We start from the raw sequence: 26,303 nt of genomic DNA, 5'->3' as shown, positions 1-26,303 counted from the left end.
CGTGCCGGCAGTGACTCAACAGGAAGACCAGCAGAGAACAGTCATGCAGACTCCCCCGCCGACCACCGAGCGCACCGAGCCCACCGACGCGGACGTCGAGGCGTTCAAGCAGCAGCTCGGACGCCCCCCGCGCGGCCTGCGGGCCATCGCCCACCGCTGCCCCTGCGGACAGCCGGACGTCGTGGAGACGGCACCGCGGCTGCCCGACGGCACGCCCTTCCCCACGCTGTACTACCTGACGTGCCCGAAGGCGGCCTCCGCCATCGGCACACTGGAGGCGAACGGCGTGATGAAGGAGATGACCGAGCGCCTGGCCACCGACCCGGTGCTGGCCGCCGCCTACCGGGCCGCGCACGAGGACTACATCCGGCGCCGCGACGAGATCGAGGAGCTGACCGGCTTCCCGAGCGCGGGCGGCATGCCGGACCGCGTGAAGTGCCTGCACGTCCTGGTCGCCCACTCGCTGGCCGCCGGTCCCGGCGTCAACCCGCTGGGCGACGAGGCGATCGCGATGCTGCCCGAGTGGTGGCGCAAGGGACCGTGCGTGACGGTCTCCGAGACGGACGGGGAGGACGCCAAGTGACCCGGGTCGCCGCCGTCGACTGCGGTACGAACTCCATCCGCCTGCTGGTCGCCGACGCGCACCCCGCCACGGGCGAGCTGACCGACCTGGACCGCCGCATGACCATCGTGCGGCTCGGGCAGGGCGTCGACCGCACCGGGCGGCTGGCGCCCGAGGCGCTGGAGCGGACCTTCGCGGCCTGCCGCGAGTACGCCGCCGTCATCAAGGAGCACGGTGCCGAGCGGCTGCGCTTCGTGGCCACCTCCGCCTCCCGGGACGCGGAGAACCGGGACGTCTTCGTGCGCGGGGTGCTGAACATCCTCGGTGTGGAGCCGGAGGTCGTCACCGGCGACCAGGAGGCCGAGTTCTCCTTCACCGGGGCCACCAAGGAGCTGGCGGGACGGGACCACCTCGACAAGCCCTACCTGGTCGTCGACATCGGCGGCGGCTCGACCGAGTTCGTGGTCGGCGAGGACCACGTGCGCGCCGCCCGCTCCGTGGACGTCGGCTGCGTGCGGATGACCGAGCGGCACCTGGTGCACGACGGCGCGGTGACCGACCCGCCCACCCAGGCCCAGGTCGCGGCGGTGCGGGCCGACATCGAGGCGGCCCTCGACCTCGCCGAGGAGACGGTTCCGCTGCGCGAGGCACGCACCCTGGTGGGGCTGGCCGGTTCGGTGACGACCGTCTCCGCGATCGCGCAGGACCTGCCGGAGTACGACTCGGCCGCCATCCACCACTCCCGCGTCTCGCTGGAGCGCGTACGGGAGATCACCGACTGGCTGCTGCGCTCCACCCACGCCGAGCGCGCGGCCGTGCCCTCCATGCACCCCGGGCGCGTCGACGTGATCGGCGCGGGAGCCCTGGTGCTGCTGGCGATCATGGAGCGGACGGGCGCCGAGGAGGTCGTGGTGAGCGAGCACGACATCCTCGACGGCATCGCGTGGTCGCTGGCGTAGGCCTCCGCGGTCGCGGTCTGAGCAGTACGGACGACGATTGAGCGGGCCCCCGGGGGCCCTTCGGGGCCTCCCGATGACGTCCTGTCGGGAAACTTCGTGAAGTTCTTCACAAGGAATTGGGCCCGGTCGGGCGGAGAAAGCGTGCTCGTTGACCCTTTTGGGGGTTCAACTGCCCTTTGAACGTGTTCAGGACGGTGTCCCGGAAGGGGGTCGGAGGGGGTCTCCGGCGGGCTGGTTCACCGTCCCCGGCGGTGCGGAGGAGCAGCTCACGCGGCATTGACAACGGAGTGCGGTACACGCTGGTTCCACTGCTCGCCATGATCTCCGTCACTTGGGCGGCGGATGGTAACACAGCCCTCACATGAGCTTGTGAAGGGGCGCACGATCGACCCCCCTGGGGCGGGTGGATACTCGATGGCATGAGCACCACGGAGCGTCCCAGGATCCTCGTAGTAGGCGGTGGGTACGTAGGCCTGTACGCAGCTCGACGCATCCAGAAGAAGATGCGTTACGGCGAGGCGACCGTCACCGTCGTCGACCCGCGGTCGTACATGACCTACCAGCCCTTCCTCCCCGAAGCCGCCGCCGGCAACATCTCCCCGCGGCACGTCGTCGTCCCCCTGCGGCGCGTGCTTCCGAAGGCGGAGGTCCTCACCGGCCGGGTCACCACCATCGACCAGGACCGCAAGGTCGCCACGATCGCCCCGCTGGTGGGCGAGGCGTACGAGCTGCCCTTCGACTACCTGGTCATCGCCATGGGCGCGGTCTCCCGCACCTTCCCGATCCCCGGCCTCGCCGAGCAGGGCATCGGCATGAAGGGCATCGAGGAGTCCATCGGTCTGCGCAACCACGTCCTGGAGCAGCTCGACAAGGCCGACTCCACCACCGACGAGGAGATCCGCCGCAAGGCGCTCACCTTCGTCTTCGTCGGCGGCGGCTTCGCCGGCGCGGAGACCATCGGTGAGGTCGAGGACATGGCCCGCGACGCGGCCAAGTACTACAAGAACGTCTCCCGCGAGGACATGCGCTTCATCCTCGTGGACGCCGCCGACAAGATCCTCCCCGAGGTCGGCCCCAAGCTCGGCCAGTACGGCAAGGAGCACCTGGAAGGCCGCGGCGTCGAGGTCTACCTGTCCACCTCCATGGACTCCTGCGTCGACGGCCACGTGGTGCTGAAGAACGGCCTGGAGGTCGACTCCAACACCATCGTGTGGACGGCCGGCGTCAAGCCGAACCCGGCCCTGTCCCGCTTCGGCCTCCCGCTGGGCCCCCGCGGTCACGTCGACTGCGCGCCCACCCTGCAGGTACAGGGCACCGACTACATCTGGGCCGCGGGCGACAACGCGCAGGTGCCCGACCTCGTCGGCCGCAAGGCGGGCAACGAGAACGCCTGGTGCCCGCCGAACGCCCAGCACGCGCTGCGCCAGGCCAAGGTCCTCGGCGACAACGTCGTCTCCGGCATGCGGGGCTTCCCGCAGAAGGAGTACAGCCACGCCAACAAGGGCGCGGTGGCGGGCCTCGGCCTGCACAAGGGCGTCGCGATGATCGTCATGGGCAAGATGAAGATCAAGCTCAAGGGCCGTCTCGCCTGGTACATGCACCGCGGCTACCACGGTCTCGCGATGCCGACCTGGAACCGCAAGATCCGCGTCTTCGCGGACTGGACGCTCGGCATGTTCCTCAAGCGCGAGGTCGTCTCCCTCGGCGCCATGGAGACCCCGCGCGAGGAGTTCTACGAGGCCGCCAAGCCTGCTCCGGCCGCGCCGAAGGCCGACCAGAGCGACAAGCCGGCGGCGAAGACCGAGGCCAAGGCCTCCTGACCGCCGGTCGCTGCCAGCCGTAGCAGTCCCCCGAAGGGGCCGCCCGCCATCCGTGGTGCGGGCGGCCCCTTCGCGTTGCCCGCGCACACCCGGCGACAGAGCTGGTGGTGTGTACAAGTATTTTGCTGAGTCGTAACGCGCGCCGGGGACTGTGCGGCGGGCTCCCAGGTGTTTACGTGGTGATGGACATTCCGGGATCGCTCGTCACGGAGGTACGCCATGGCTGATGCCGCGCTGCGGCTGCAGAACCTCTTCGAACAGTTGCTGGGAGCGCCCCTCCCGGTGCGTATCCGCGCCTGGGACGGTTCGCAGGCGGGTCCGCCGGGAGCCCCCACCCTCGTCGTCCGCAACCGCCGGGCTCTGCGCCGGCTGCTGTTCAAGCCGGGCGAACTCGGCCTGGCCCGCGCCTGGGTGGCCGGCGATCTCGACATCGACGGAGACCTCTACACCGCCCTCGGACTGATGGCCGGACTGATCTGGGAGCGCGGCGAGGACGCCCGTACGCTCGCCGGGGCGCTGCGCGACCCCGAGGTGCGGGCCGCCGTGCGCGGCCTGGTGAAGCTCGCCGGTCCGCCGCTGCCGCCCGCCCCGCCGCCGGAGGAGGTCCGCCGGGCCCGCGGCCACCTGCACACCAAGCGCAGCGACCGACGCGCCATCAGCCACCACTACGACGTCGGCAACGACTTCTACGAGCTCGTCCTCGGCCCCTCCATGGTCTACTCCTGCGCCTACTGGCAGGCCCCGGAGGCCGAGGGCGGCACACTGGAGGACGCCCAGCGCGACAAGCTCGAACTGGTCAGCCGCAAGCTCGGTCTGAGCCCCGGTCAGCGCCTGCTCGACGTGGGCTGCGGCTGGGGCTCCATGGCGATCCACGCGGCCCGCGAGCACGGCGTGAGCGTCGTCGGCATCACCCTCTCCCAGGAGCAGGCCGCCTACGCCCGCAAGCGGGTCGCCGACGAAGGACTGACCGACCGGGTGGAGATCCGCGTCCAGGACTACCGGGACGTCGCCGACGGGCCGTACGACGCCATCTCCTCGATCGGCATGGCCGAGCACGTGGGCGCCGAACGCTACCTGGAGTACGCCGCCGACCTCCACAAGCTCCTGAGACCCGGCGGGCGGCTGCTGAACCACCAGATCGCGCGGCGCCCCCAGCGGGACGAGTCCGCCTACAGCGTGGACGAGTTCATCGACGCCTACGTCTTCCCCGACGGCGAACTGGCGCCGCTCGGCACCACCGTGACCCTGCTGGAGCGCGCCGGGTTCGAGGTGCGCGACGTGGAGTCGATCCGCGAGCACTACGCGCTCACCCTGCGCCGCTGGGTCGCCAACCTGGAGTCCGAGTGGGCGGCGGCGCTCCGGCTGGTCAGCCCCGGCCGGGCCCGGGTGTGGCGGCTGTACATGGCCGCCTGCGCGCTCTCCTTCGAGCGCAACCGCATCGGCGTCAACCAGGTCCTGGCGGTGAAGACCCCCGAGGCGGGCGGCTCCGGGCTGCCGCTGCGCGCCCGCACCTGGAACTGACCCGCCCCGCGCGCGACGCCGAAGGGCCCCGCTCCGGTCGGAACGGGGCCCTCCTCGTACGCGCCGGCTGCCCGGCCGCACCGTCGCGCCTCTCACTCGGCCTACTCGGCCTACTCGGCCTTGATCGCCTGGAGCATGTTGAGCCGTGCCGCCCGCCGGGCCGGCCACAGTGCGGCCAGGACGCCCACGACGGCGGCCAGCAGCAGGAACACGCCCATCCGGCCCCAGGGCAGGACCAGTTCGTACGTCGCGATCGTCGAGCCCATCAGCTCACCGGCGGCCCAGCCGAAGAACACGCCCAGGCCGATGCCGAGCACCCCGCCGAACAGGGAGATCACCAGGGACTCCAGGCGGACCATCCGCTTGATGCCCTTGCGGTCCAGGCCGATGGCCCGCAGCATGCCGATCTCCTGGGAGCGTTCGAAGACCGACATGGCCAGGGTGTTGATGACACCGAGCACGGCCACGATCACCGCCATGGCCAGCAGGCCGTAGAGCATGTTCAGCATCAGCGTGAACATCTTGGCGATCTCGTTGGAGATGTCCTTCTTGTCCTGGATCTTGATCGCCGGGTTGGTGTCGAGCGCCTTCTGCAGGCTGTCCTTGGCGGCCGCGGAGGCCCCGTCGGCCATCTTCACCATGACCTGCATGTCGACCGGGTCGGTCAGGTGCGGGGTGAGGACGGAGTTGTCGAGCATGATGCCGCGCAGCATGTCGTTGCCCTCGTAGACACCCGCGACGGTGAGCCGCTGCTTCTCGCCGTCCTCGTAGGCGACGGTGAAGTCCGAGCCGGCCTTCCAGCCGTTCTCCTTCGCGGTGTCGCCGTCCACGACGACCTTGGTGCCGCCGACTTCGAACGCGCCCTGCTCGACCTTCAGGTCGGTCAGCTCGGTGATCGTGGAGCCGTTGACGCCGGTGAGGTACTCCGTGTCGCCGCCGATGCGGGCGGGTGAGTTGCGCAGCGGGCTGACGGCGGTGACGCCGTCGGCCTCGCCGAGCTTCTCGCCCACGTCCGGCGAGAGCCAGTTGCCGTTGGCCATGGAGACCACGTAGTCGGCCTCGATCGCCGCCGACGCCATCTTGTCGATCGACTTCTGCAGGCTGCCGGCCATCACGGTCATGCCGGTGATCAGGGTCAGGCCGATCATCAGCGCGGAGGCGGTGGCGGCGGTGCGGCGCGGGTTGCGCACCGAGTTCTGCCGGGCGAGCTTGCCGGAGACGCCGAACACGCGCAGCACCGGAGCGGCGGCGGCGATCAGCGGGCGGGAGAGCAGCGGCGTCAGGATGAACACGCCGATGATCAGCAGCACCGCGCCCAGGCCCATCGGTGCCTGCCCGTCCGTGCCGCCCATCGTCGTCGCCGCGAGGACGACCGCGATGCCGGCGGCCGAGACCAGCGCGCCCAGCGTGTTCCGCAGCACCAGCGACTTGGTCGTGGCCTTGGCGTGCACGCTGCTCATCGCCGCGACCGGCGGGATCTTCGCCGCCCGGCGGCCCGGCAGCCAGGCGGCCAGCATGGTGACCAGGACGCCGACCGCGAGGGCCGCGACGATCGTGCCGGACGAGACCACCAGCGGGCCGTCGGGCACGACCTCGCCCATCGAGCCCATCAGGGCGCGCATCCCGGCCCCGATGCCGATGCCCGCGAGCAGTCCGGTCACCGCGGCTACCACGCCGACGACGAACGCCTCGATCAGCACCGACCGCGTCACCTGCCGGCGGGAGGCGCCGACCGCCCGCATCAGGGCGAGCTCCTTGGTGCGCTGGGCGACCAGCATGGTGAAGGTGTTGGCGATGATGAACGTGCCGACGAAGAGCGCGATGCCGGCGAAGACCAGCAGCCCCTGCTTCATGCCGCTCATCGACGAGGCGATCGCCTCCGCCTGGTCGTCGGCCAGCTCCTGGGCGGTGGTGGTCTCGACCAGGCCCTTCGGCAGCGCCTTGTCCAGCTCCGCCTTCAGCGCGGCCTGGGTGACGCCGTCCTTCGCCTTGACGTCGATCTCGTCGTACGCGCCCGCCTTGCCGAAGAGCTTCTGCGCGGTCGCCGTGTCGAAGAGGGTGAGGCTGCCGCCGGCCGCGACACCGCCGTCGTCGGTGGTGAAGACGCCGACGACCTTCGGCGTGATGACCGGGCCGTCGACGGACATCCGCACGGTGTCCCCGACGCCGTAGCCGGTGCGCTCGGCGGTCTTGGAGTCGATGAGGATCTCGCCCTCGCCCTTGGGCGCACGCCCGTCGGTCAGCGGGTACCGGGGGTCCTTCTCGCCCCAGTAGTTGCCGCCCTTGGTGCTCCAGCCGTCGCCGATCAGGTCGCCGTCCTTGTCGGCGACCGCCGTGAATCCGGAGACCACGCCGATGGCGGAGGCGGCGCCCGGCACGCGGGCGCTGTCCTCGACGAGGGCCTGCGTCAGCTCGGGCTGCTCGCCGACCTTGTCGCCCTCGGCCTCCTGGAACTCGGGGGTGACGGCCACGTCGACGTGGTCGAAGCCCTTGGCGGAGCTGTTCTGCAGGGCTCCGGAGATGGTGTTGGTGAAGACCAGGGTGCCCGACACGAACGCCACGCCGAGCATCACGGCGAGCACGGTCATCAACAGCCTGGCCTTGTGCGCGAGAACGTTGCGCAAGGCGGTACGGAACATGGGTCTTCTCTGTCCGGAGGTACGTGCGAGGGGGGCGGGGACGGGTCGGCTCAGCTGGTGCGGCCCTTGGCGTCGAACCGCTTCATGCGGTCCAGCACCGAGTCGGCCGTCGGCCCGTACACCTCGTCGACGATGCGTCCGTCCGCGAGGAACACCACCCGGTCCGCGTAGGCCGCGGCCACCGGGTCGTGGGTCACCATCACGACCGTCTGCCCGAGCTCGCGCACCGAGTTGCGCAGGAAGCCCAGCACCTCGGCGCCCGAGCGGGAGTCGAGGTTTCCGGTCGGCTCGTCACCGAAGATGATCTCCGGCCGGGAGGCCAGCGCCCGGGCCACGGCCACGCGCTGCTGCTGACCGCCGGAGAGCTGGGAGGGCCGGTGGCCGAGCCGGCCGGAGAGGCCGACCATCTGGATCACGGAGTCCAGCCACTGCTTGTCCGGCTTGCGGCCCGCGATGTCCATCGGGAGGGTGATGTTCTCCAGGGCGGTGAGCGTCGGCAGCAGGTTGAAGGCCTGGAAGATGAAGCCGATCTTGTCGCGGCGCAGCTTGGTCAGCTGCTTGTCCTTCAGTGAGCCCAGTTCGGTGTCGCCGATGCGCACCGAGCCGGAGGAGAAGGTGTCCAGTCCGGCGACGCAGTGCATCAGCGTGGACTTGCCGGACCCGGAGGGTCCCATGATCGCGGTGAACTCGGCCTGCCGGAAATCGACGGAGACCCGGTCCAGGGCGACCACCTGGGTCTCACCCTGGCCGTAGATCTTGGACAGCTCCGTGGCGCGCGCGGCCACGGTGGTGGACCGGTCGGCTGGGGATCCCCCCGGGCGGAGTCCGGGGGAGGGTGCGGTGGTCACGGGAAGGGTGCTCCTGTCGGTACGGCGTGTGTTCGGGGGCGTTCTCCATCCTTCCGGCCGCGGGGCGCCGTGTAGTCAGCCGCTGTTCCGGTTCCGGGGGGCGACTCCGGTCGGACGGCGAGCACCCGTGTACTACCTGAGGATGACGGGCGACCCTGACCCGCCGGGTGACACGGAGGGGCGCCGTAACGGGGCGGGCGCCCTTGAAGAGACGGTGAAATTCCGTCATTCCGCATGCGTGGCCGGGCGCCACGGGCAAGGCTGTTGGCAAGTGAGGATGGGTACGCCCCGAAGCTGATGACCCCTCAGGCGCCAATAAAATAAGACAACATCGGTCCGCCCGGCCCCTGCGTGAGGGGCGTGCCCCGATAGGCTCAAGGGACTCGACGCGGAGCCCATGGCCTGCCCGGATGGTGGAATGCAGACACGGCGAGCTTAAACCTCGCTGCCCCTTCGCGGGCGTGCCGGTTCAAGTCCGGCTCCGGGCACTCTCCCGCAATGCGCGCCGACCGGCGTTTGACCTCAAGCAAACTTGAGTTTCTAGGTTCCTCCCCAAGCGGCCGTCGAGGCCGTCACCGTGGTCGTCACGAAACGAGGAACCCTCATGTCTGCCATGCCTTCCGTTTCCCGCTCCCCGTTGCGGATCGGTGTGATCGTCGGCAGTGTGCGCCCCGGCCGGTTCGCCGACACCGTCGCGCGGTGGTTCGTCTCCGAGGCGGGCCGGCGCGACGACATGGACGTACACGTCATCGACCTGTCGGAGCCCGCGCTCGCCGCGGAGCTGGGGCTCTCCCCCGGCGAGGCCGGGACGCCGGCCGGTACTCCCGGCCTCGCCGAGCGCATCGGCGGGCTCGACGGCTTCGTGGTCGTCACCCCCGAGTACAACCACGGCTACCCGGCCTCGCTGAAGCTGGCGATCGACCACGTTTACGCCGAGTGGCGCGCCAAGCCGGTCGGCTTCGTCTCCTACGGCGGCATGGCCGGCGGCGCGCGGGCGGTGGAGCAGCTGCGGCAGGTCTTCGCCGAGCTGCACACGGTCACGCTGCGCGACACCGTCGCGTTCCCCATGGCCTGGGAGAAGTTCGACGAGGAGGGCCGCCCGTTCGACGGGGTCGCTCCCGCCAAGGCCGCCGCCGTCCTGCTGGACCAGCTCGAATGGTGGGGCCGGACCCTCCGCGAGGGCCGCGCCGCCCGTCCGTACGGAGGCTGACCGGCACTGCGCGACGGTCCGCGGTGATTCGCCGCGGACCGTTGACAGCGGCGCCGTGCGGCCGGAGACTCACCCCAGCGTTCAGTGAAGGATTTTTCACCAGGCGAACATTTGGCGACGACGCCGTACGACCCATGGAAGGGACGACCGATGCGCACCACCGTCGGGATCATCGGGGCCGGCCCCGCCGGACTCCTCCTCGCCCGCCTGCTGCACAACGCGGGGATCGACTCGGTCGTCCTGGAGAGCCGCGACCGCGCCTACGTCGAGCGGCGGCAGCGCGCCGGAATCCTGGAGCAGGGCACCGTGGACGTCCTGCGCGCGGCCGGGGCGGGGGAGCGGATGGATCGCGAGGGGCTGCGCCACGACGGCATCGAGCTGCGGTTCGACAGGCGCCGCCACCGCGTCGACTTCCCCGCGCTCACCGGCGGCAAGTCCGTCATGGTCTACGCGCAGACCGAGGTGTGCAAGGACCTGATCGCCCTCCAGCTCAAGGAGGGCGGCCCGCTGCTCTTCGAGGCCGAGGCGCTGGCCGTGGAGGGCGCCGAGACCGGCCGCCCGCGCGTCCGCTTCCGGCACGAGGGCGTCGAGGACGTCCTGGAGTGCGATTACGTCGTCGGCTGCGACGGTTTCTGGGGTGTCGCGCGCAAGGCGGTCCCGGCAGGACTGAGCCGGACCTTCGAACGGACGTACCCTTTCGGCTGGCTCGGCATCCTCGCCGACGTCGCCCCCTCGCACGACGAGCTGGTCTACGCCCGCCACGACCGCGGCTTCGCCCTCCTGTCCATGCGCTCCCCGTCCGTCTCCCGCCTCTACCTCCAGGTCCCCGCCGACACGGACGCCGAGAGCTGGAGCGACGAAGAGATCTGGGCCGAGCTGGAGCGCCGCTTCGAGACCGACGACGACTGGACGCTCCGGCGCGGCCCGATCACCCAGAAGTCGGTCACCCCGATGCGCTCCTACGTCCACGAGCCCATGCGGCACGGCCGCCTCTTCCTGGCCGGCGACGCCGCGCACATCGTGCCCCCCACCGGCGCCAAGGGCCTCAACCTCGCCGTCGGGGACGTCGTCACCCTCGCCCGCGCGCTGTCCCGCCGCACGGAGACCGGCTCCGACGACCTCCTCGACGCCTACTCCGCGACCTGCCTGCGCCGCGTCTGGCAGGCGGAGCGGTTCTCGTACGACATGACGACGCTCCTGCACCGCGCTCCCGACGCCACCCCCTTCGAGGACCGGCTCCAGGCGGCCCGCCTCGACCGGATCGCGTCCTCCCGTGCCGCGGAGACCGACCTGGCCGAGGCCTACACCGGATTCCCGATCGGGTGAGCGGCGCGGGGCCGCGCGCACGACCCCGGCCGTGAGGGGAATCACTGATCGGCGTAGCGTGTTGACCCGCAGGTGCAGGGAAAGATCCTCCCCAGGCAGTAGGGTCATTCCTTTGCCGTTCCATTACTCTTGAGCCAAGGCTGCGCAGTGTGGCCATGGAGGAGTGAAATGAGGAGCAGAAACCCGGTCTTCTCGCGACGGGGGTTCAGCCGCGACAACGGCTACGCGGGCTTCAACACCGCGCCGCAGGCCGGGGGTCCCGCTGTCGCCACCCAGGGCAACCCGTACGCCCAGCCCGCGGGGGCCAACCCGTACGCGCAGAACCCGTACGCGACGAACCCGTACGCCCAGCAGGACCTGCAGCACGGCGCGCCGCCGCAGGCGCCGGCCGGCGCCGGCCGGATGACGATGGACGACGTCGTCATCCGCACCGCGAGCACACTCGGCACGCTCATCGTGACGGCCGCGCTCGCGTGGGCGCTGCTGCCCGTGGACGACGCCAACATCGGCCGTTCCTACGGCATCGGTATCGGTGCCGCGCTGATCGGCATGGTCCTGGCGCTCGTCCAGTCCTTCAAGCGCAAGGCGTCTCCCGCGCTGATCCTGACGTACGCGGCCTTCGAGGGTGTCTTCCTCGGCGTCGTCTCCAGCGTGGTCGACAACCGCATCGCCGACGGCGCGGCCATGCAGGCCGTGATCGGCACGATGGCGGTCTTCGCCGGTGTGCTGATCGCGTACAAGGCCGGCTGGATCCGCGTCAACCGCCGCTTCTACGGCTTCGTGATGGCCGCCGCGCTCGGCTTCGTCTTCCTGATGATGGTGAACCTGCTGTTCGCCGTCTTCGGCGGCGGCGACGGCCTCGGCTTCCGCAGCGGCACGCTCGGTGTCGTCTTCGGCATCGTCGGCATCATCCTCGGCGCCTGCTTCCTCGCCATGGACTTCAAGCAGGTCGAGGACGGCCTGGCCTACGGCGCCCCGCGCGAGGAGGCCTGGCTCGCGGCCTTCGGCCTCACCCTGACGCTGGTGTGGCTGTACCTGGAGTTCCTGCGGCTGATCGCGATCCTGAACAGCAACGACTAGCGCCGGTCCGCGACGACGGACGTCGGTCGACAGTGAAGGGCCCCGGGCTTGACGCCCGGGGCCCTTCGTCGTCGTGGCGGCGCGCGCTCAGCCGAGCCTGCGGGCGGCCCTTCTCAGGTCGTACTCGTGGATGATCGCCTTCGCGTGGCCGTACGCGAGGTTGTGTTCGTGGCGGAGCCAGCTGACCTTCTCCTCGAAACGGAAGAGGGCGGGGCCGTCGTCGACGGCGCGCAGCCAGTCGGAGATCTCACGACCGGTGCAGTGGGGGATGCGGGCGAGCATGTTGCGATGGGTCTCCTCGGAGAAGACTTGGGACATCGGCGCCTCCGGACGAAAGGGGATGTAAGCCGGTCCTTCAGGTCACCGTGCCTGAGCGTTCGCCCGTTGGCAACAGTCCCGGAGGGGCGCGTACGCTCGCGCCGTGGTTGATACGACGCCTTTGACCCGTGCCGTGGACGACTTCGCCGACCGGTTGCGGGCCGCCCCGCAGAGCAGGCTGCAACGGGGGGCCGCCGCCGAGGCGCTGGAGCTGGCCAGGGAGTTGGCCCGGCGTGCCCAGCTCATGGAGGAACCGGGGGCCGAGCCCAGACAGATGCCGGACGCGGGGATGTTCGCCGCAGCCGACCAGATCGCCGTCGCCGCGCACGACTTGGCCCTCGTACTGACGGACGAGGGCCAGGTGGAAGAGGCGGTGCGGCTGGTGGAGGAGGCCCGCAAGCGGGCCGGGGTCTGACGGCCCGGGCGGGCCGAGTGGGGGGCGGGTACTAGAGGGACGCGATGACCCGGTCCGCCAGGATGTACACGTTCTCCTCGCCGCACGCGAAGGTCAGCGTGTAGGCGCCGGAGATCCCCGAGCCCCCCAGCAGGTACGGCGTCTTGCCCGCGCCCAGTGCGGCGGCCAGGCGCTCCGCGGTCTCCCGGTGCCCCGGCGTCATGCAGAGGGTGGTCCCGTCGGCGAAGACGTACACGTCCAGCGTGCCCAGCGGGCCCGGGCGGACGTCGGCCAGCGCGACGCTCGACTCGGCCAGCTCCTCGAGGGTGGCGACGGTACGCTCGTGGTCGCCGACGGCCGGTGACGGGTTCGGTACGAAGTCCGGGTGCGAGGGGTGCCGGCGACGGGCGGCGGCCAGCTCCGCGGACTCCCGCGGGCCCGCGTCCTGCGCGGTCGCCTCGTCGGTGTCCGCTCCCGGCTCGGCCACGGACTCCATGCCCGCGAAGTCGGCCTGCCGGGGCAGGAACAGCTCACTGTCGGCCAGGCCGAGCAGCAGCGGCGCGTCGGAGGCGTCGCGGGACTCCTGGGCGGCCCAGAAGGCCCGTGCCTCGGCGAGCTCCCGCTCCCGCTCCTCGGCGAGCGCCTCCGCGACGGCGGCGCGTATCTCCTCCGCGTCGGCGGTGGTGCGGGCGGCGGGCACGCGGCCCCGTGTGGCGGCGGCGTGGCTCTCGGCCAGCTCGGTGCGCAGGGCCGCCACCTGCCGGCGCAGCACCAGGATGCTGCGCAGGACGGCAACGCCCACGGCGCCGGTGGCGGCCGTGGTGAGCAGCAGGGCGATCGGCATGGCGCTCACTGACGTACTCCCGGTTCAAAGTCGACCCCCGACTTCCTACATCAGCTTGAAGGGAGGACTAACCGCCTGTCAGTGCGTAACGTCACGAAACGGACAGGACTTTGGGCCCGGAAGGTAGGGGTGTTGCTGGTCTGACCTGCGTAAATCAAGGGTGCGGGAGAGGTAGGTCACATCCTGGGGGAGTTTGGGTCACAAAACGACCCGGAACCCCGGGGTGAACGGGGCGCCGGGTCGTCGTGTCACGCTGGGTTCCCCAGGCGCTACTGACGGTTCTTCAGTGGTGCGGCCGACGGGTCAGCTCAGGCGCTCGATGACCATGGCCATGCCCTGGCCGCCGCCGACGCACATGGTCTCCAGGCCGAACTGCTTGTCGTGCGTCTGGAGGGAGTTGATCAGCGTGCCGGTGATGCGGGCGCCGGTCATGCCGAAGGGGTGGCCGACGGCGATGGCGCCGCCGTTGACGTTCAGCTTCTCCAGCGGGATGCCGAGGTCGCGGTAGGAAGGGATGACCTGCGCGGCGAAGGCCTCGTTGATCTCGACCAGGTCGATGTCGTCGACGGTCAGCCCGGCGCGGGACAGCGCCTGCTTGCTCGCCTCGACCGGGCCCAGGCCCATGATCTCGGGCGAGAGGCCGGAGACGCCGGTGGACACGATGCGGGCGAGCGGGGTCAGACCCAGCTCGCGGGCCTTGGTGTCGCTCATGATCACGAGGGCGGCGGCGCCGTCGTTGAGCGGGCAGCAGTTGCCGGCGGTGACCAGGCCGTCGGGGCGGAAGACCGGCTTCAGACCCTGGACGCCTTCCAGGGTGACGCCGGCGCGCGGGCCGTCGTCCTTGGAGACGACGGTGCCGTCGGGCAGCGTGACCGGGGTGATCTCGCGCTCCCAGAAACCGTTCTTGATCGCTTCCTCGGCGAGGTTCTGCGAGCGGACGCCGAACTCGTCCATGTCCTGCCGCGTGATCCCCTTGGCGCGCGCCAGGTTCTCGGCGGTCTGGCCCATCGCGATGTACGGGTCGGGGACCAGGCCGTCCTCGCGCGGGTCGTGCCAGGTCGTGCCCTCCTGCTCGGCGACGGCGGCGGTACGGGCCTCCGCCTCGGCGAACAGCGGGTTGTGCGTGTCGGGCAGGCTGTCGGAGTTGCCCTTGGTGAAGCGGGAGACCATCTCGACGCCGGCCGAGACGAAGACGTCGCCCTCGCCGGCCTTGATCGCGTGCAGGGCCATGCGGGAGGTCTGCAGGGACGAGGAGCAGTACCGGGTGACGGTGCAGCCGGGCAGGTGGTCCATGCCCATCTCGACGGCGACGATCCGGCCGAGGTTGTTGCCCTGCTCACCGCCGGGCAGGCCGCAGCCCAGCATCAGGTCGTCGATGTCCCGGGGGTCCAGCTCGGGGACCTTGGCGAGGGCCGCCTGGATGATCGTGGCGGCGAGGTCGTCGGGGCGCAGGTCCTTGAGGGAGCCCTTGAAGGCGCGGCCGATGGGGGAGCGGGCGGCAGAGACGATCACGGCTTCGGGCATCACGGCTCCAGTGGCGTCGCGGGGATGAGGCGGCTGGTTGGGAAGTTACCCGGCCGTATGGCCTGGGTCACGGGTGCGGGGGTGTGACATGGGCCGCAACTTTCTAAGCGCTTGCTTTTGCCGTCGCAGGTTTGGCGGCCCCCTGTGCGGCGGGCTCGTGGCGGGGCCTGCCAGGGCTGTGCCCCCGGGCCCCGCTTCGGCCTGGACGGCCTCGGCCTCAAACGCCGGACGGGCTGGTGGGTTCCGCTTCCGCCACCCTCCGGCGCCGGCGCCGCTTGAGCAGCGCCCACGGCCCCCGCGGCCCCGACGGCATCGCGGCCGCGACCTCCGTGCCGGCCTCCGAAGCCGCCTCGGCCGCCGCCCGTGCCACCGGCAGGAAGCCCTCGCGGCGCAGTGCGTCGGGGCGCTCCTCCTCGGCCGGCCACAGGCCGAGCGCGGCGCACACCGAGGGCAGTACGGCCATGGCGGCGGTCGCGTACCCCTCGGCGGAGGGGTGGTAGTTGTCCGGCCCGAACAGCTCCCGCGGGTTCTGCGCGAACTCCGGGCCCAGCAGGTCGCCCAGGGACACCGTGCGCCCGCCCTGCTCCACGACCCCGATCGTCTGCGCCGCGGCCAGCTGCCGCGAGGCCCGCCGGGCCAGCCAGCGCAGCGGCTGCCGCACGCGCTCGATGGTGCCCAGGTCGGGGCAGGTGCCGACCACCACCTCCGCACCGGCCGTGCGCAGCCGCCGTACCGCGCCCGACAGGTGACGGACCGAGCGGGTGGCCGGCATCCGGTGGGTGACGTCGTTCGCGCCGACCATGATCACGCAGATGTCGGGGACCGTGCCCGGGTCGGCGAGCACCAGGGCCACCTGCCGGTCCAGGTCGTCCGAGCAGGCCCCCGGCAGCGCGACCGAGTCCAGTTCCACCGGCCGCTCCGCCACCGCCGCGAGCCCCGAGGCCAGCAGCGCGCCCGGGGTCTGCCCGGCCCGGCGCACGCCCTGGCCCGCGGCTGTGGAGTCACCCAGCATCGTCAGCCGCAGGGGCGGCTCACCGGCCGTCGGCAGGCCGCCGCCGTACAGTCCCCGCGCGTTCGGCACCCGGTCGGGTCCGCCGATGCCCACCCGGCGCCTGGCCAGCTGCACCTCCGCCAGCAGCAGACCGACCGTGGCCGCACCGGCCAGCCCGATGCCGCCGCCGCCGTACGCCGCGCCGGCCGCGATCCGCCGGGCCACCCGCGCCCTCGACATGCTCGTCATACGTCGCCGCCACCTCCTCCAACCCGTACACCCACTCCTTGCCCCGTACGGACGGTCGCCCAATCTCAACGGGGAGTGAACGGAGGAGTGAACGACCGTCACGGGGCACGGGCGGGCCGCCAGGCCATAGGCTGGCCGGACCGATAGACGACCACATCTTTTGCAGCATCCGGAGACCACGGTGCAATTCCACGACTCGATGATCAGCCTCGTCGGCAACACCCCGCTGGTGCGGCTCAACAGCGTGACCAAGGGCGTCAGGGCCACCGTCCTGGCCAAGGTGGAGTACTTCAACCCCGGCGGCTCGGTGAAGGACCGCATCGCCCTGCGCATGATCGAGGCCGCGGAGAAGAGCGGCGAGCTGCGGCCCGGTGGCACGATCGTGGAGCCGACCAGCGGCAACACGGGCGTGGGCCTGGCGATCGTGGCCCAGCAGAAGGGCTACAAGTGCATCTTCGTCTGCCCTGACAAGGTGTCCACCGACAAGATCAACGTACTGCGCGCGTACGGCGCCGAGGTCGTCGTCTGCCCCACGGCGGTCGACCCGGAGCACCCGGACTCCTACTACAACGTCTCCGACCGCCTGGTCCGCGAGACGCCGGGCGCCTGGAAGCCGGACCAGTACTCCAACCCGCACAACCCGCTCTCCCACTACCACTCGACCGGCCCCGAGCTGTGGGAGCAGACGGCGGGGAAGATCACCCACTTCGTCACCGGCGTCGGTACCGGCGGCACGATCTCCGGCACCGGGCGGTACCTGAAGGAGGCCAGCGACGGCGCGGTGAAGGTGATCGGCGCCGACCCCGAGGGGTCCGTCTACTCCGGCGGCTCGGGACGTCCGTACCTCGTCGAGGGCGTCGGCGAGGACTTCTGGCCGACGGCGTACGACCGGGAGGTCGCCGACGAGATCGTCGCCGTCTCCGACAAGGACTCCTTCCAGATGACCCGCCGCCTCGCCAAGGAGGAGGGGCTGCTGGTGGGCGGGTCCTGCGGCATGGCGGTCGTGGCGGCGCTGGAGGTGGCGTCGAGGCTCGGCGAGGACGACGTGGTCGTCGTACTCCTCCCGGACAGCGGGCGCGGCTACCTCAGCAAGATCTTCAACGACGAGTGGATGGCCGACTACGGCTTCCTGGAGGACGCCGGTCCGAGCGCCCGCGTCGCCGACGTCCTGAACCACAAGGAGGGCGGTCACATCCCCTCCCTCGTCCACATGCACCCGGACGAGACCGTCGGCCAGGCCATCGAGGTGCTGCGCGAGTACGGCGTCTCGCAGATGCCGATCGTCAAGCCCGGCGCCGGCCACCCGGACGTGATGGCCGCCGAGGTCGTCGGCTCGGTGGTGGAACGCGAGCTGCTGGACGCCCTGTTCGCCAAGCGGGCCTCGCTGGAGGACCCGCTGGAGAAGCACATGTCCTCCCCGCTGCCGCAGGTCGGCTCCGGTGAGCCCGTCGCCGACCTGATGACGGTGCTCGGCGCGGCCGACGCCGCGATCGTCCTCGTCGAGGGCAAGCCGACCGGTGTGGTGAGCCGTCAGGACCTGCTGTCCTTCCTGGCCAAGGGCAAGTAGGGACTTCGCGGAAGTGGTACGTGCGCGTCACGTCCGCGCAGCAGTCGCTTAACACGGGACCGGCAGAGTGAACGGTGTCGGCAGGGACCGGGTGGGGGCACCTCCCAGGCGCTGAGCACCGGGGGAGGCTCCCCGGTCCCGCCGGCGTCGTACGGCGTCACGGACCTTCCGGAGCGGCTCCCGGACCTCCAAGGCGCCACGGACGCGCCGCCGCCCGGCCGTGAGGCCCGGCACCGCGCGCGTCCACCGCGGGGACCGCCGTCGTCCCGCCCCCCAGCGATGGGGGTGCGGCGGTCCCCGCGCGGTCCTTCCGCAGAGGCTGGGCCTTCACTCGTCCCAGGTGTCGCCCTTGTCGGTCCGGCGGCGGCCCGAGAACAGGCCCGGGTTGGTCCGGGCCACCTGGACGACGTTGACCCCGACGATGCCGGCCCAGGCGACCAGCAGTCCGGGGAGGTCGGCGACGCCGCCGCCGATCGCCGACAGGGGGACCGCGAGCACCAGCGAGACGATGCCGAAGCCGAAGCGCTCCCCGAAGGAGTCCGTCGGCCTCGGCGACCGGCTGTCGCGGGCCGTCGCCATCTGCCGCTCGGCCATCTGCCGCCGCACCCGGCGTTCCACCGCGCCGTCGATGCGCTGGTCGACCTTCTCCAGGAACGAGTCGACCAGCGCGGACTCGTATTCCTCCCCGAGCTCCCTGCGCGTCTGCAGGGTGGCGTCGAGTTCCTTCTTGAGGTCGGTGTCCCGCCCGTCCATTCCCGTCATGCCACCCAAGGTAGGCAGCCGGGACGCCGTCGACACTGGGGTTAGCCCCCGTTTTGCGGCGGGGGCGTACGGGAGGGGCGCCGCACGTCGTGCCGGCCACCGCCCCGCTGTATAACGGTATGCAGGAATCGGGGCACCTGAATAGGGACGAAGTAGGGCGAGGGGGAGCACCTCATGAGCGGGACCAGCGGCACCGGGGGCGGCGGCACCGACAGTCCGGCCGTGCGGCTGCAGGCGCTGTTCGAGGGGCACCGGCTGACGCCGACCCAGCGTCGCATCGCGCACAGCATGGTGCGCCGCGCCTCCGACGTGCCCTTCCTGTCCAGCGTGGAGCTGGCCGAGCTGGCCGGCGTCAGCCAGCCGTCCGTGACCCGCTTCGCCGTCGCCCTCGGCTTCGACGGCTATCCGGCGCTGCGCCGCCACCTGCGCGAGGTGGCCCCGGCCGAACCGGTGGCGGACACCGCCTCCTGGAACGAGTACCAGCAGGCCGTCGAGGCCGAGATCGAGAACCTGCGCCACCTGGCGGAGGCGCTGGCCGACCCCGGGCCGGTGCGGGAGGCGGGCCGGACCCTCGCCGCGAGCCGGCCTCTGCCTGTGCTCGGGCTGAGGGCGGCGGCGGCCCAGGCGCACGGCTTCGCCTATTTCGCCGCCAAGGTCCACGCCGACGTCCGGCTGCTCGACGAGGGCGGCACGATGCTCCACGACCGCATCGACGCTGCCGTCCGGGCGGGGGCGAGCGCCCTGCTCTGCTTCGCCCTGCCCCGCCATCCGCGCGAGGTCGTCGACGCGCTCGCCCACGCCAAGGGGGCGGGGCTGACGGTGGTGGCCGTCGCCGACTCGGCCTTCGCGCCGGTCGCCAAGGTGTCCGACCTGCTGCTGCCCGCCGCCGTCGGCACCGGGCTCGCCTTCGACACCGCCTGCGCGCCGATGCTGCTGGGCCGGGTGCTGCTGGAGGCCATGTGCGACGATCTGCCGGACGCCCAGGCCCGGCTGGAGGAGTTCGACGCGAAGGCGGCGGCGCGGGGGCTCTTCGTCGACTGAGTCGCGTGGGGCGGCCGGGCGCGCCGGCGCCGGTGTCGGCGCCGCGTTCTCAGATTCGTCTCAGCTTTCCCCGCTAACCTGCCTCGCCGCACACCCTTCAGACGCATCGCAGGCAGCACAACGGGACAGGAGGCCGGACGTGGCGCGCGGAGGACAGGGGCTGGCTCGGGTCGCGGTCGTCGTACGGGCGGGGGCGGCGCCACTGTGGTGGCTGGGCGTGTCCGCGGCGGGCATCGGGTTGCTGGTGCCGGGACTGACCGGGCGCCGGATCGGGGTCCTGGCCGGAGCAGCCCTGTTCGTCGTCGCGGTGGCCGTCGTCGCCACCGTACGCCGCAAGCGGTACACCTCCCTGGCCGGCTCGGCCGCCCGCGCGGGCAAGCACGACGTGCTCCAGGACCGCGCGGTGACCCTCCGCAACTGGCGCCGGGGCCACCGCTGGTGGCTGCTCCTCGCCTTCCTCGCCGCCCTGGGCAGCGACTTCGCCGTCCCGGCCGCCGCCGGGCTGCTGATGGCCGGCTGCGGCGTGGGCCTGTGGCTGAAGTCCGCCTGGATCGGGCGCCGCGAGCAGGCCGGGGACGCCCTGCTGTGGGTCCGCGTCGACTGGCTCGCCCGGGGCGGCGGCCGGCCGGCGGGCAAGGCGGTCAAGGCCTACCGCAGCACGGGCATCGCGGCGGGCGACGCCGCACCCGGCGGGGCACGGCGGAAGGCGGCGGCGCTGGTGTGATGCCGGGGTGTCGGTGCGGGTGCCGGTGCGGCGCTGATGGCGGTGCGCCTACCGGTGCGGTGCGGTGCGGTGCGGTGCGGTGCGGGCGCGGGGTGCGACGTGGCTGGTCGCGCAGCTCCCCGCGCCCCTGGGGCGTCACCTCAGCCGTGTCGTGAGCGCGTCCGCGTGCGCCCCGCCCGCCTCCGACACGATCTCCGCCACCGACTGGGCCTCCCGCACGGTCGCGAAGGCGACACCCCCAAAACCGTCCGTCCTGAACCCGTACACCCCGGGACGCGCCAGCGAGTTGTACGCGTAGTGGTGCGCGAAGTAGTACGCGCCCGTGTCCAGCGCCGCCGCGTAGTCCCCCTGCTCGAGCAACGGCAGGGCACGCCCCGCCGCCAGCAGGTCGCCCGCGAAGCACGCCGGGCCCGCCACGTCCTGCACCACGTCCGGCCCCGCCTTCGGCAGCCCCTTGCCGTCGTACGCGGCGATCCGCAGCGGCCACGCCCCCGGCGCGTACACCGTCCGCGTGGCGACCTGCACGCCCGCGTGCGTCACCGCGACCGGCCGGCCCCCGGCGCTCTTGGCGTACTCGACGCGCGCCACCACCGTGCCGTGCTTGGCCAGCAGTGACCGCCCGAACTCGGTGACCAGCCCGTACCGCCCGTCGAACAGTCCCGGCACCGTCTCGCGCAGCACGCGCGCGTACTCGGCGTACGTCGGGGCCGTCTCGTCCGACGCGAAGTTCACCGGCAGTCCGCCGCCGATGTCGAGCGTGTCGACCTGCCGGCGGCCGGCCCGCTCGTTGATCTCCTCGGCGAGCGCGTACGTCTCCGCCACGCCCTCGGCCATCAGCGCCAGCGGGATTCCCTGGGAGCCGGTGTGTGCGTGCAGCCGGGTCAGCCACGGCCGCTCCACATAGGCCCGCACCACCCACTCGCGGACGCCCTCGTCGCGCAGCGCCACCCCGAACTTCGAGGTCGCCGTCGCCGTCGACAGCGCCTCGATGGAACCCCCGCCGACCTGCGGGTTGACCCGGATGCCGAGCGGGGAGCGGCTCGTCGCGCCGGCCATCAGGGCGTCGATGCGCGCCAGCTCCTGCGGGTTGTCCGCGTTGACCGCGATGCCCAGCGCCAGCGCCTCCCGCAGCTCCTCCTGCGTCTTGGCGGGCGAGTCCAGCACCGTCCGCTCCGGCGGCACCCCCGCCGCCCGGGCCAGGGCCAGCTCGCCCGGGCTCGCGACCTCGGCGCCGATGCCCTCCTCGTGCAGCAGCCGCACCACCGGGACCAGCGGGGTCGCCTTCACCGCGAAGGCGTGCAGCACCGGGGTCCCGGGGGCCGTCACCCCTTCGAACGCCGCCCGCAGCGCCGCCGCCGACTCGCGTATCCCGGCGACGTCCAGCAGCCCGACGATGGGGGTGCCGGGCCCGAGCAGCCCCTGCTCCACCGCCGCCCGCACCGCCTCGTCCCGCCGCGCCGCCCGCTCCGCGTCGGTGCCGCCCACGTCCGTGCCGTCGCTCACGCGTTCCTCCGTTCCTTCGTGTGCCTGCTGACCGGTCCGCACATCCAGCCAAACATCCGCGACGCGCCCGCGCCGGGACACGGACGTATTGACTAGTTCTATTCACGAGGCGAGTATGTGAATATCCGCAGTAATAATCCGCCGGCAAGCCACCAGGAGGCAGACGATGTCCGGACCCCGCCCTGTCCGCGCGCCACGAGGCACCACGCCGAGCGCCCTGGGCTGGCAGCAGGAGGCCGCCCTGCGGATGCTCCAGAACAACCTGGACCCGGAGGTCGCCGAGCACCCGGACAAGCTCGTCGTCTACGGCGGGACGGGGAAGGCGGCCCGCGACTGGCGCTCCTTCGACGCGATGGTGCGGACGCTTCAGACCCTCAAGCAGGACGAGACGATGCTCGTCCAGTCCGGCCGCCCGGTCGGCGTCATGCAGACCCACGAGTGGGCCCCGCGCGTCCTCATCGCCAACTCCAACCTGGTCGGCGACTGGGCCAACTGGGAGGAGTTCCGCCGCCTGGAGGCCCTCGGCCTGACCATGTACGGGCAGATGACGGCCGGCTCCTGGATCTACATCGGCACCCAGGGCATCCTCCAGGGCACCTACGAGACCTTCGCCGCCGTCGCCGCCAAGAAGTTCGGCGGCACCCTCGCCGGGACCGTCACCCTCACCGCCGGCCTCGGCGGCATGGGCGGCGCCCAGCCCCTCGCCGTCACCATGAACGACGGCGTCGCCATCTGCGTCGACTGCGACCCGCGCGCCATCGACCGCCGCATCGAGCACCGCTACCTCGACGTGAAGGCCGACTCCCTCGACCACGCCCTCCAGCTGGCCACCGAGGCCCGTGACCGGCGCGAGCCGCTGTCCATCGGCGTCCTCGGCAACGCCGCCGAGCTGGTGCCGCAGCTGCTCGCCATGGGCGCCCCCATCGACATCGTCACCGACCAGACCTCGGCCCACGACCCGCTGGCCTACCTGCCCACCGGGATCGCCTTCGAGGACATGGCCGACGCCGCCGCCAAGGACCCGGCGGGCTTCACCGCCCGCGCCCGCGAGTCCATGGCCCGGCACGTCGAGGCCATGGTCGGCTTCCAGGACGCCGGCGCCGAGGTCTTCGACTACGGCAACTCGATCCGCGGCGAGGCCCAGCTCGCCGGATACGACCGGGCCTTCGCCTTCCCCGGCTTCGTACCGGCGTACATCCGCCCGCTCTTCTGCGAGGGCAAGGGCCCCTTCCGCTGGGCCGCCCTGTCCGGCGACCCCGCCGACATCGCCAAGACCGACAAGGCGATCCTCGACCTCTTCCCGGAGAACGAGTCCCTCGCCCGCTGGATCAGGATGGCCGGTGAGCGCGTCCACTTCCAGGGCCTGCCCGCCCGGATCTGCTGGCTCGGCTACGGCGAGCGCGACAAGGCCGGTGAGCGGTTCAACGACATGGTCGCGAGCGGCGAGCTGGCCGCACCGGTCGTCATCGGCCGCGACCACCTCGACTGCGGCTCCGTCGCCTCCCCGTACCGCGAGACCGAGGCGATGCTCGACGGCTCCGACGCCATCGCCGACTGGCCGCTGCTCAACGCCATGGTCAACGTGGCCTCGGGCGCGTCCTGGGTCTCCCTGCACCACGGCGGCGGCGTCGGCATGGGCCGCTCCCTCCACGCCGGTCAGGTCACCGTCGCCGACGGCACCGCACTCGCCGGCGAGAAGATCCGCCGCGTCCTCACCAACGACCCCGGCATGGGCGTCATCCGGCACGTCGACGCCGGTTACGACATCGCCGAGTCGGTCGCCGGGGAGCGGGGCGTGCGGGTGCCGATGCGCGAGGGTGCCGAGGCGCGCGAGGGTGACGGCGCGTGAGCTTCCACAGCATGTGGGCGGAGCTGCTGCCGGTCGGCCGCAGCTCCGCCTCCGGCGGCTACCGGCGCTACGCCTGGACCGGGGCGGACGCCGACTGCCGGGACTGGTTCCGTCAGCAGGCCGAGGCGCGCGGGCTGGCCTACGAGGTGGACCGCAACGGCAACCAGTGGGCCTGGCTCGGTGACCCCGCCGAGGGGGACGCTGTCGTCACCGGCTCCCACCTGGACTCCGTGCCCGACGGCGGCGCCTTCGACGGCCCCCTCGGCGTCGTGTCCGCCTTCGCCGCTCTGGACGAACTGCGCGGGAGGGGAGCGCGGCTCACCAGGCCCCTGGGCATCGTCAACTTCGGCGACGAGGAGGGCGCCCGCTTCGGTCTCGCCTGCGTCGGCTCCCGGCTCACCGCCGGCGCGCTCACCGTCGAACAGGCCCACCGCCTCACCGACGGCGAGGGCATCACCCTCCCGCGGGCCATGGAGGCCGCCGGGCACGACCCGGACGCCATCGGCCCCGACCCCGAGCGGCTCTCCCGCATCGGCGCCTTCGTCGAGCTCCACGTCGAACAGGGCCGGGCCCTCGACCTGTCCGGCGACCGGATCGGCATCGCCTCCGCCATCTGGCCGCACGGACGCTGGCGGTTCGACTTCCGGGGCGAGGCCAACCACGCCGGCACCACCCGCCTCGCCGACCGCCGCGACCCCATGCTGTCCTACGCCGAGACCGTCCTCGCCGCCCGCCGCGAGGCCGAACTCGCCGGCGCCGTCGCCACCTTCGGCAAGATCGGCGTCGAACCCAACGGTGTCAACGCCATCCCGTCCCTGGTGCGCGGCTGGCTCGACTCCCGCGCCGCCGACCAGGCGACCCTGGACACCGTGGTCACCGGCATCGAGAAGGCCGCCCGCGAGTACGCCGCCGCCCACGGCGTCGACCTCGGCGTCGAGCGCGAGTCCTTCACCCCCGTCGTCGAGTTCGACCACGCCCTGCGCGACGAACTCGCCCGCATCCTGGGCCGCGCCGCGGAGCTGAAGGTCCCCGTCCTCGGCACGGGTGCCGGACACGACGCCGGAATCCTCTCCGGACGCATCCCGACCGCCATGCTGTTCGTGCGCAACCCCACCGGTGTCTCGCACTCCCCGGCCGAGTACGCCGCCGAGGACGACTGCGTGGCCGGGGTGAGAGCACTCGCCGACGTACTGGAAGGGCTGGCCTGCACGTGACGACCACCGAGCGGACCCGGACGTACTGGCTGGAGCGCGCCTGGCTCGGCACCCACGTCGAGCCGGGCGTCGCCGTGGACGTGGGCGACGACGGCCGCATCGCCGCCGTCCGCACGGACGTCCCCGCTCCGCCCCCGGGCGCGGAGCTCCTGCGCGGCCTGACTCTGCCGGGACTGGCGAACGCCCACTCGCATGCCTTCCACCGAGCCCTGCGCGGCACCGTCCAGGTCGGCTCGGGCACCTTCTGGACCTGGCGCGAGGTCATGTATTCCGTCGCCGACCGGCTGGCCCCCGAGACCTACCTCGACCTCGCCCGCGCGGTGTACGCCGAGATGGCCCTGGCCGGCATCACCACCGTCGGCGAGTTCCACTACGTCCACCACGCCCCCGGCGGCACCCCATACGCCGACCCCAACGCGATGGGGGAGGCCCTGATCCAGGCCGCCGCCGACGCCGGTATCCGCATCACCCTCCTCGACACCTGCTACCTGTCCTCCGGCTTCGGGCAGCCCCCGAACCCCCACCAGCGCCGCTTCTCCGACGGGACGGCGGACGCCTGGGCGCAACGCTGTTCAGATCTCCAGGAACGGGATCACGCACGGATCGGGGCGGCGGTCCACTCGGTGCGAGCCGTGCCCGCCGACCAGTTGGCGACCGTGGCACGGTGGGCCGAGGAGCGGCGGGCCCCGCTCCACGTGCACCTGTCCGAGCAGACCGCCGAGAACGACGCCTGCCGCGACGCCCACGGGTGCACACCCACCCGGCTCCTCGCCGACCACGGCGTGCTCGGACCCCGCACCACCGGCGTCCACAACACCCACCTCACCGACGAGGACATCGCCCTGCTCGGCGGCAGCCGCACCGGCACCTGCATGTGCCCGACCACGGAACGGGACCTCGCCGACGGCATCGGCCCGGCGGCCGCCCTCCAGCAGGCGGGCTCCCCGCTCTCCCTTGGCTCCGACAGCCACGCCGTCGTCGACCTGCTGGAGGAGGCGCGCGCCATGGAGCTGAACGAGCGCCTGCGCACCCGCACCCGAGGCCACTGGACCGCCGCCGCCCTGCTGCGCGCCGCGAGCGCCGACGGCCACGCCGCCCTCGGCTGGGACGACGCCGGGACCATCGAGGCCGGGGCCCGCGCCGACCTCGCCACCATCGCGCTCGACTCGGTCAGGACGGCCGGGCCGCTGCCCAGGCTCGGCGCCGAGACGGCCGTATTCGCGGCGACCGCGGCGGACGTACGGCACACGGTCGTGGGCGGACGGCACGTCGTACGCGACGGGGTCCACACCCTCGTACCCGACGTGCCGCAGGCCCTCGCGCGGGCCGTGGACGCCCTGCGCTCCTAGCGACGAACA

At 72.2% G+C, this 26,303-nt stretch carries 22 protein-coding genes and 1 tRNA gene; 15 read left to right on the top strand and 8 right to left on the bottom strand.

Translation table 11 applies throughout. From position 1 onward, the window contains the following. Positions 1 to 43 precede the first annotated feature (43 nt). From ACFW47_RS12220 to ACFW47_RS12205, 4 genes are all read left to right on the top strand, one after another. Positions 44 to 583 (top strand): DUF501 domain-containing protein, encoded by a 540-nt coding sequence (locus tag ACFW47_RS12220; RefSeq protein WP_386281175.1) that lies wholly within the window; start codon positions 44 to 46, stop codon positions 581 to 583. After that, complete coding sequence (locus ACFW47_RS12215) at positions 580 to 1,521, top strand: exopolyphosphatase (protein ID WP_386305714.1); 942 nt, start codon at positions 580 to 582, stop codon at positions 1,519 to 1,521. Before ACFW47_RS12220 ends, ACFW47_RS12215 begins: the two co-directional genes overlap by 4 nt. Before the next feature lie 419 nt (positions 1,522 to 1,940). Further along, positions 1,941 to 3,341: an NAD(P)/FAD-dependent oxidoreductase gene (locus ACFW47_RS12210; protein WP_386281179.1), complete on the top strand. Its 1,401-nt coding sequence runs from the start codon at positions 1,941 to 1,943 to the stop codon at positions 3,339 to 3,341. A gap of 219 nt (positions 3,342 to 3,560) precedes the next feature. Then, positions 3,561 to 4,862: a class I SAM-dependent methyltransferase gene (locus tag ACFW47_RS12205; protein WP_386305712.1), complete on the top strand. Its 1,302-nt coding sequence runs from the start codon at positions 3,561 to 3,563 to the stop codon at positions 4,860 to 4,862. A gap of 110 nt (positions 4,863 to 4,972) precedes the next feature. Here the strand turns inward: ACFW47_RS12205 and ACFW47_RS12200 are convergent, their stop codons facing one another. Continuing rightward, a complete protein-coding gene (locus ACFW47_RS12200) occupies positions 4,973 to 7,501 on the bottom strand; it encodes an ABC transporter permease (RefSeq protein ID WP_386305711.1) in 2,529 nt (842 codons plus the stop codon). Between the two features lie 50 nt (positions 7,502 to 7,551). Next, positions 7,552 to 8,349, bottom strand: coding sequence for an ABC transporter ATP-binding protein (locus tag ACFW47_RS12195; protein ID WP_386281185.1), 798 nt, complete (start codon positions 8,347 to 8,349; stop codon positions 7,552 to 7,554). 404 nt (positions 8,350 to 8,753) lie between these two features. Here ACFW47_RS12195 and ACFW47_RS12190 point away from each other — a divergent pair. The 4 genes from ACFW47_RS12190 to ACFW47_RS12175 all read left to right on the top strand — a co-directional run bounded on the left by ACFW47_RS12190 (position 8,754) and on the right by ACFW47_RS12175 (position 11,965). Continuing rightward, positions 8,754 to 8,837: transfer RNA gene (locus ACFW47_RS12190), tRNA-Leu, on the top strand. A gap of 116 nt (positions 8,838 to 8,953) precedes the next feature. Further along, the gene (locus ACFW47_RS12185) at positions 8,954 to 9,559 is read left to right on the top strand and encodes an NADPH-dependent FMN reductase (protein WP_386305709.1); all 606 of its coding nucleotides are present in this window, start codon (positions 8,954 to 8,956) and stop codon (positions 9,557 to 9,559) included. A gap of 150 nt (positions 9,560 to 9,709) precedes the next feature. Then, positions 9,710 to 10,885 carry a 4-hydroxybenzoate 3-monooxygenase gene (locus ACFW47_RS12180; RefSeq protein ID WP_386305707.1) on the top strand — a complete coding sequence of 392 codons (1,176 nt, stop codon included), beginning with the start codon at positions 9,710 to 9,712 and terminating at the stop codon, positions 10,883 to 10,885. Between the two features lie 168 nt (positions 10,886 to 11,053). Next, positions 11,054 to 11,965: a Bax inhibitor-1/YccA family protein gene (locus ACFW47_RS12175; RefSeq protein ID WP_386281192.1), complete on the top strand. Its 912-nt coding sequence runs from the start codon at positions 11,054 to 11,056 to the stop codon at positions 11,963 to 11,965. Between the two features lie 87 nt (positions 11,966 to 12,052). On the opposite strand, the gene ACFW47_RS12170 is transcribed toward ACFW47_RS12175, so the two are convergent. Continuing rightward, a complete protein-coding gene (locus ACFW47_RS12170) occupies positions 12,053 to 12,283 on the bottom strand; it encodes a DUF4287 domain-containing protein (RefSeq protein ID WP_217248364.1) in 231 nt (76 codons plus the stop codon). A gap of 103 nt (positions 12,284 to 12,386) precedes the next feature. Between ACFW47_RS12170 and ACFW47_RS12165 the strand changes: the two genes are divergently transcribed. Then, positions 12,387 to 12,698, top strand: a complete 312-nt coding sequence (locus ACFW47_RS12165; protein WP_386281195.1) for a hypothetical protein — start codon at positions 12,387 to 12,389, stop codon at positions 12,696 to 12,698. 31 nt (positions 12,699 to 12,729) lie between these two features. Here ACFW47_RS12165 and ACFW47_RS12160 read toward each other — a convergent pair whose 3' ends face one another. The 3 genes from ACFW47_RS12160 to ACFW47_RS12150 form a co-directional block, all read right to left on the bottom strand. After that, a complete protein-coding gene (locus tag ACFW47_RS12160; protein WP_386281197.1) occupies positions 12,730 to 13,530 on the bottom strand; it encodes a hypothetical protein in 801 nt (266 codons plus the stop codon). Positions 13,531 to 13,824: 294 nt separating this feature from the next. After that, entirely contained in the window at positions 13,825 to 15,045 is a 1,221-nt protein-coding gene (locus ACFW47_RS12155) for an acetyl-CoA C-acetyltransferase (RefSeq protein WP_386281199.1), read from the bottom strand. Positions 15,046 to 15,262: 217 nt separating this feature from the next. After that, the gene (locus ACFW47_RS12150; RefSeq protein ID WP_386281201.1) at positions 15,263 to 16,285 is read right to left on the bottom strand and encodes an SGNH/GDSL hydrolase family protein; all 1,023 of its coding nucleotides are present in this window, start codon (positions 16,283 to 16,285) and stop codon (positions 15,263 to 15,265) included. 181 nt (positions 16,286 to 16,466) lie between these two features. Here ACFW47_RS12150 and ACFW47_RS12145 point away from each other — a divergent pair, with 181 nt between their 5' ends. Continuing rightward, complete coding sequence (locus ACFW47_RS12145) at positions 16,467 to 17,852, top strand: cystathionine beta-synthase (protein WP_386281203.1); 1,386 nt, start codon at positions 16,467 to 16,469, stop codon at positions 17,850 to 17,852. A 327-nt stretch (positions 17,853 to 18,179) separates the two neighbouring features. On the opposite strand, the gene ACFW47_RS12140 is transcribed toward ACFW47_RS12145, so the two are convergent. Beyond that, positions 18,180 to 18,605, bottom strand: coding sequence for a hypothetical protein (locus ACFW47_RS12140; RefSeq protein WP_386281269.1), 426 nt, complete (start codon positions 18,603 to 18,605; stop codon positions 18,180 to 18,182). A 183-nt stretch (positions 18,606 to 18,788) separates the two neighbouring features. On the opposite strand from ACFW47_RS12140, the gene ACFW47_RS12135 reads away from it, so the two are divergent. Next, the gene (locus tag ACFW47_RS12135) at positions 18,789 to 19,655 is read left to right on the top strand and encodes a MurR/RpiR family transcriptional regulator (RefSeq protein ID WP_386281205.1); all 867 of its coding nucleotides are present in this window, start codon (positions 18,789 to 18,791) and stop codon (positions 19,653 to 19,655) included. A 139-nt stretch (positions 19,656 to 19,794) separates the two neighbouring features. Continuing rightward, positions 19,795 to 20,379 carry a hypothetical protein gene (locus ACFW47_RS12130; protein ID WP_386305706.1) on the top strand — a complete coding sequence of 195 codons (585 nt, stop codon included), beginning with the start codon at positions 19,795 to 19,797 and terminating at the stop codon, positions 20,377 to 20,379. Between the two features lie 135 nt (positions 20,380 to 20,514). Here ACFW47_RS12130 and ACFW47_RS12125 read toward each other — a convergent pair whose 3' ends face one another. Further along, complete coding sequence (locus ACFW47_RS12125) at positions 20,515 to 21,882, bottom strand: diaminopimelate decarboxylase (protein WP_386305704.1); 1,368 nt, start codon at positions 21,880 to 21,882, stop codon at positions 20,515 to 20,517. A gap of 166 nt (positions 21,883 to 22,048) precedes the next feature. Here ACFW47_RS12125 and hutU point away from each other — a divergent pair, with 166 nt between their 5' ends. From hutU to ACFW47_RS12110, 3 genes are read left to right on the top strand one after another with little or no spacing between them, the layout of a single operon-like run. Then, the gene (gene hutU, locus ACFW47_RS12120) at positions 22,049 to 23,731 is read left to right on the top strand and encodes a urocanate hydratase (RefSeq protein ID WP_386281212.1); all 1,683 of its coding nucleotides are present in this window, start codon (positions 22,049 to 22,051) and stop codon (positions 23,729 to 23,731) included. Further along, positions 23,728 to 24,945 (top strand): allantoate amidohydrolase, encoded by a 1,218-nt coding sequence (locus ACFW47_RS12115; RefSeq protein ID WP_386281214.1) that lies wholly within the window; start codon positions 23,728 to 23,730, stop codon positions 24,943 to 24,945. The genes hutU and ACFW47_RS12115 overlap by 4 nt, the downstream gene beginning before the upstream one ends. Continuing rightward, the gene (locus ACFW47_RS12110) at positions 24,942 to 26,294 is read left to right on the top strand and encodes a formimidoylglutamate deiminase (RefSeq protein ID WP_386305702.1); all 1,353 of its coding nucleotides are present in this window, start codon (positions 24,942 to 24,944) and stop codon (positions 26,292 to 26,294) included. The genes ACFW47_RS12115 and ACFW47_RS12110 overlap by 4 nt, the downstream gene beginning before the upstream one ends. Positions 26,295 to 26,303 lie beyond the last annotated feature (9 nt).

It is taken from the genome of Streptomyces sp. NPDC058796 (assembly GCF_042745235.1).
In the GTDB taxonomy this organism is placed as follows: Bacteria; Actinomycetota; Actinomycetes; order Streptomycetales; family Streptomycetaceae; genus Streptomyces.
This window is presented reverse-complemented; position numbering and strand designations above follow the sequence as displayed.

Coding starts and splice junctions, on each gene's coding strand:
- ACFW47_RS12220 (WP_386281175.1), top strand. CDS start 44: ATGCAGACTCCCCCGCCGACCACCGAGCGCACCGAGCCCACCGACGCG.
- ACFW47_RS12210 (WP_386281179.1), top strand. CDS start 1,941: ATGAGCACCACGGAGCGTCCCAGGATCCTCGTAGTAGGCGGTGGGTAC.
- ACFW47_RS12205 (WP_386305712.1), top strand. CDS start 3,561: ATGGCTGATGCCGCGCTGCGGCTGCAGAACCTCTTCGAACAGTTGCTG.
- ACFW47_RS12200 (WP_386305711.1), bottom strand. CDS start 7,501: ATGTTCCGTACCGCCTTGCGCAACGTTCTCGCGCACAAGGCCAGGCTG.
- ACFW47_RS12185 (WP_386305709.1), top strand. CDS start 8,954: ATGTCTGCCATGCCTTCCGTTTCCCGCTCCCCGTTGCGGATCGGTGTG.
- ACFW47_RS12180 (WP_386305707.1), top strand. CDS start 9,710: ATGCGCACCACCGTCGGGATCATCGGGGCCGGCCCCGCCGGACTCCTC.
- ACFW47_RS12175 (WP_386281192.1), top strand. CDS start 11,054: ATGAGGAGCAGAAACCCGGTCTTCTCGCGACGGGGGTTCAGCCGCGAC.
- ACFW47_RS12170 (WP_217248364.1), bottom strand. CDS start 12,283: ATGTCCCAAGTCTTCTCCGAGGAGACCCATCGCAACATGCTCGCCCGC.
- ACFW47_RS12155 (WP_386281199.1), bottom strand. CDS start 15,045: ATGCCCGAAGCCGTGATCGTCTCTGCCGCCCGCTCCCCCATCGGCCGC.
- ACFW47_RS12150 (WP_386281201.1), bottom strand. CDS start 16,285: ATGACGAGCATGTCGAGGGCGCGGGTGGCCCGGCGGATCGCGGCCGGC.
- ACFW47_RS12140 (WP_386281269.1), bottom strand. CDS start 18,605: ATGGACGGGCGGGACACCGACCTCAAGAAGGAACTCGACGCCACCCTG.
- ACFW47_RS12135 (WP_386281205.1), top strand. CDS start 18,789: ATGAGCGGGACCAGCGGCACCGGGGGCGGCGGCACCGACAGTCCGGCC.
- hutU (WP_386281212.1), top strand. CDS start 22,049: ATGTCCGGACCCCGCCCTGTCCGCGCGCCACGAGGCACCACGCCGAGC.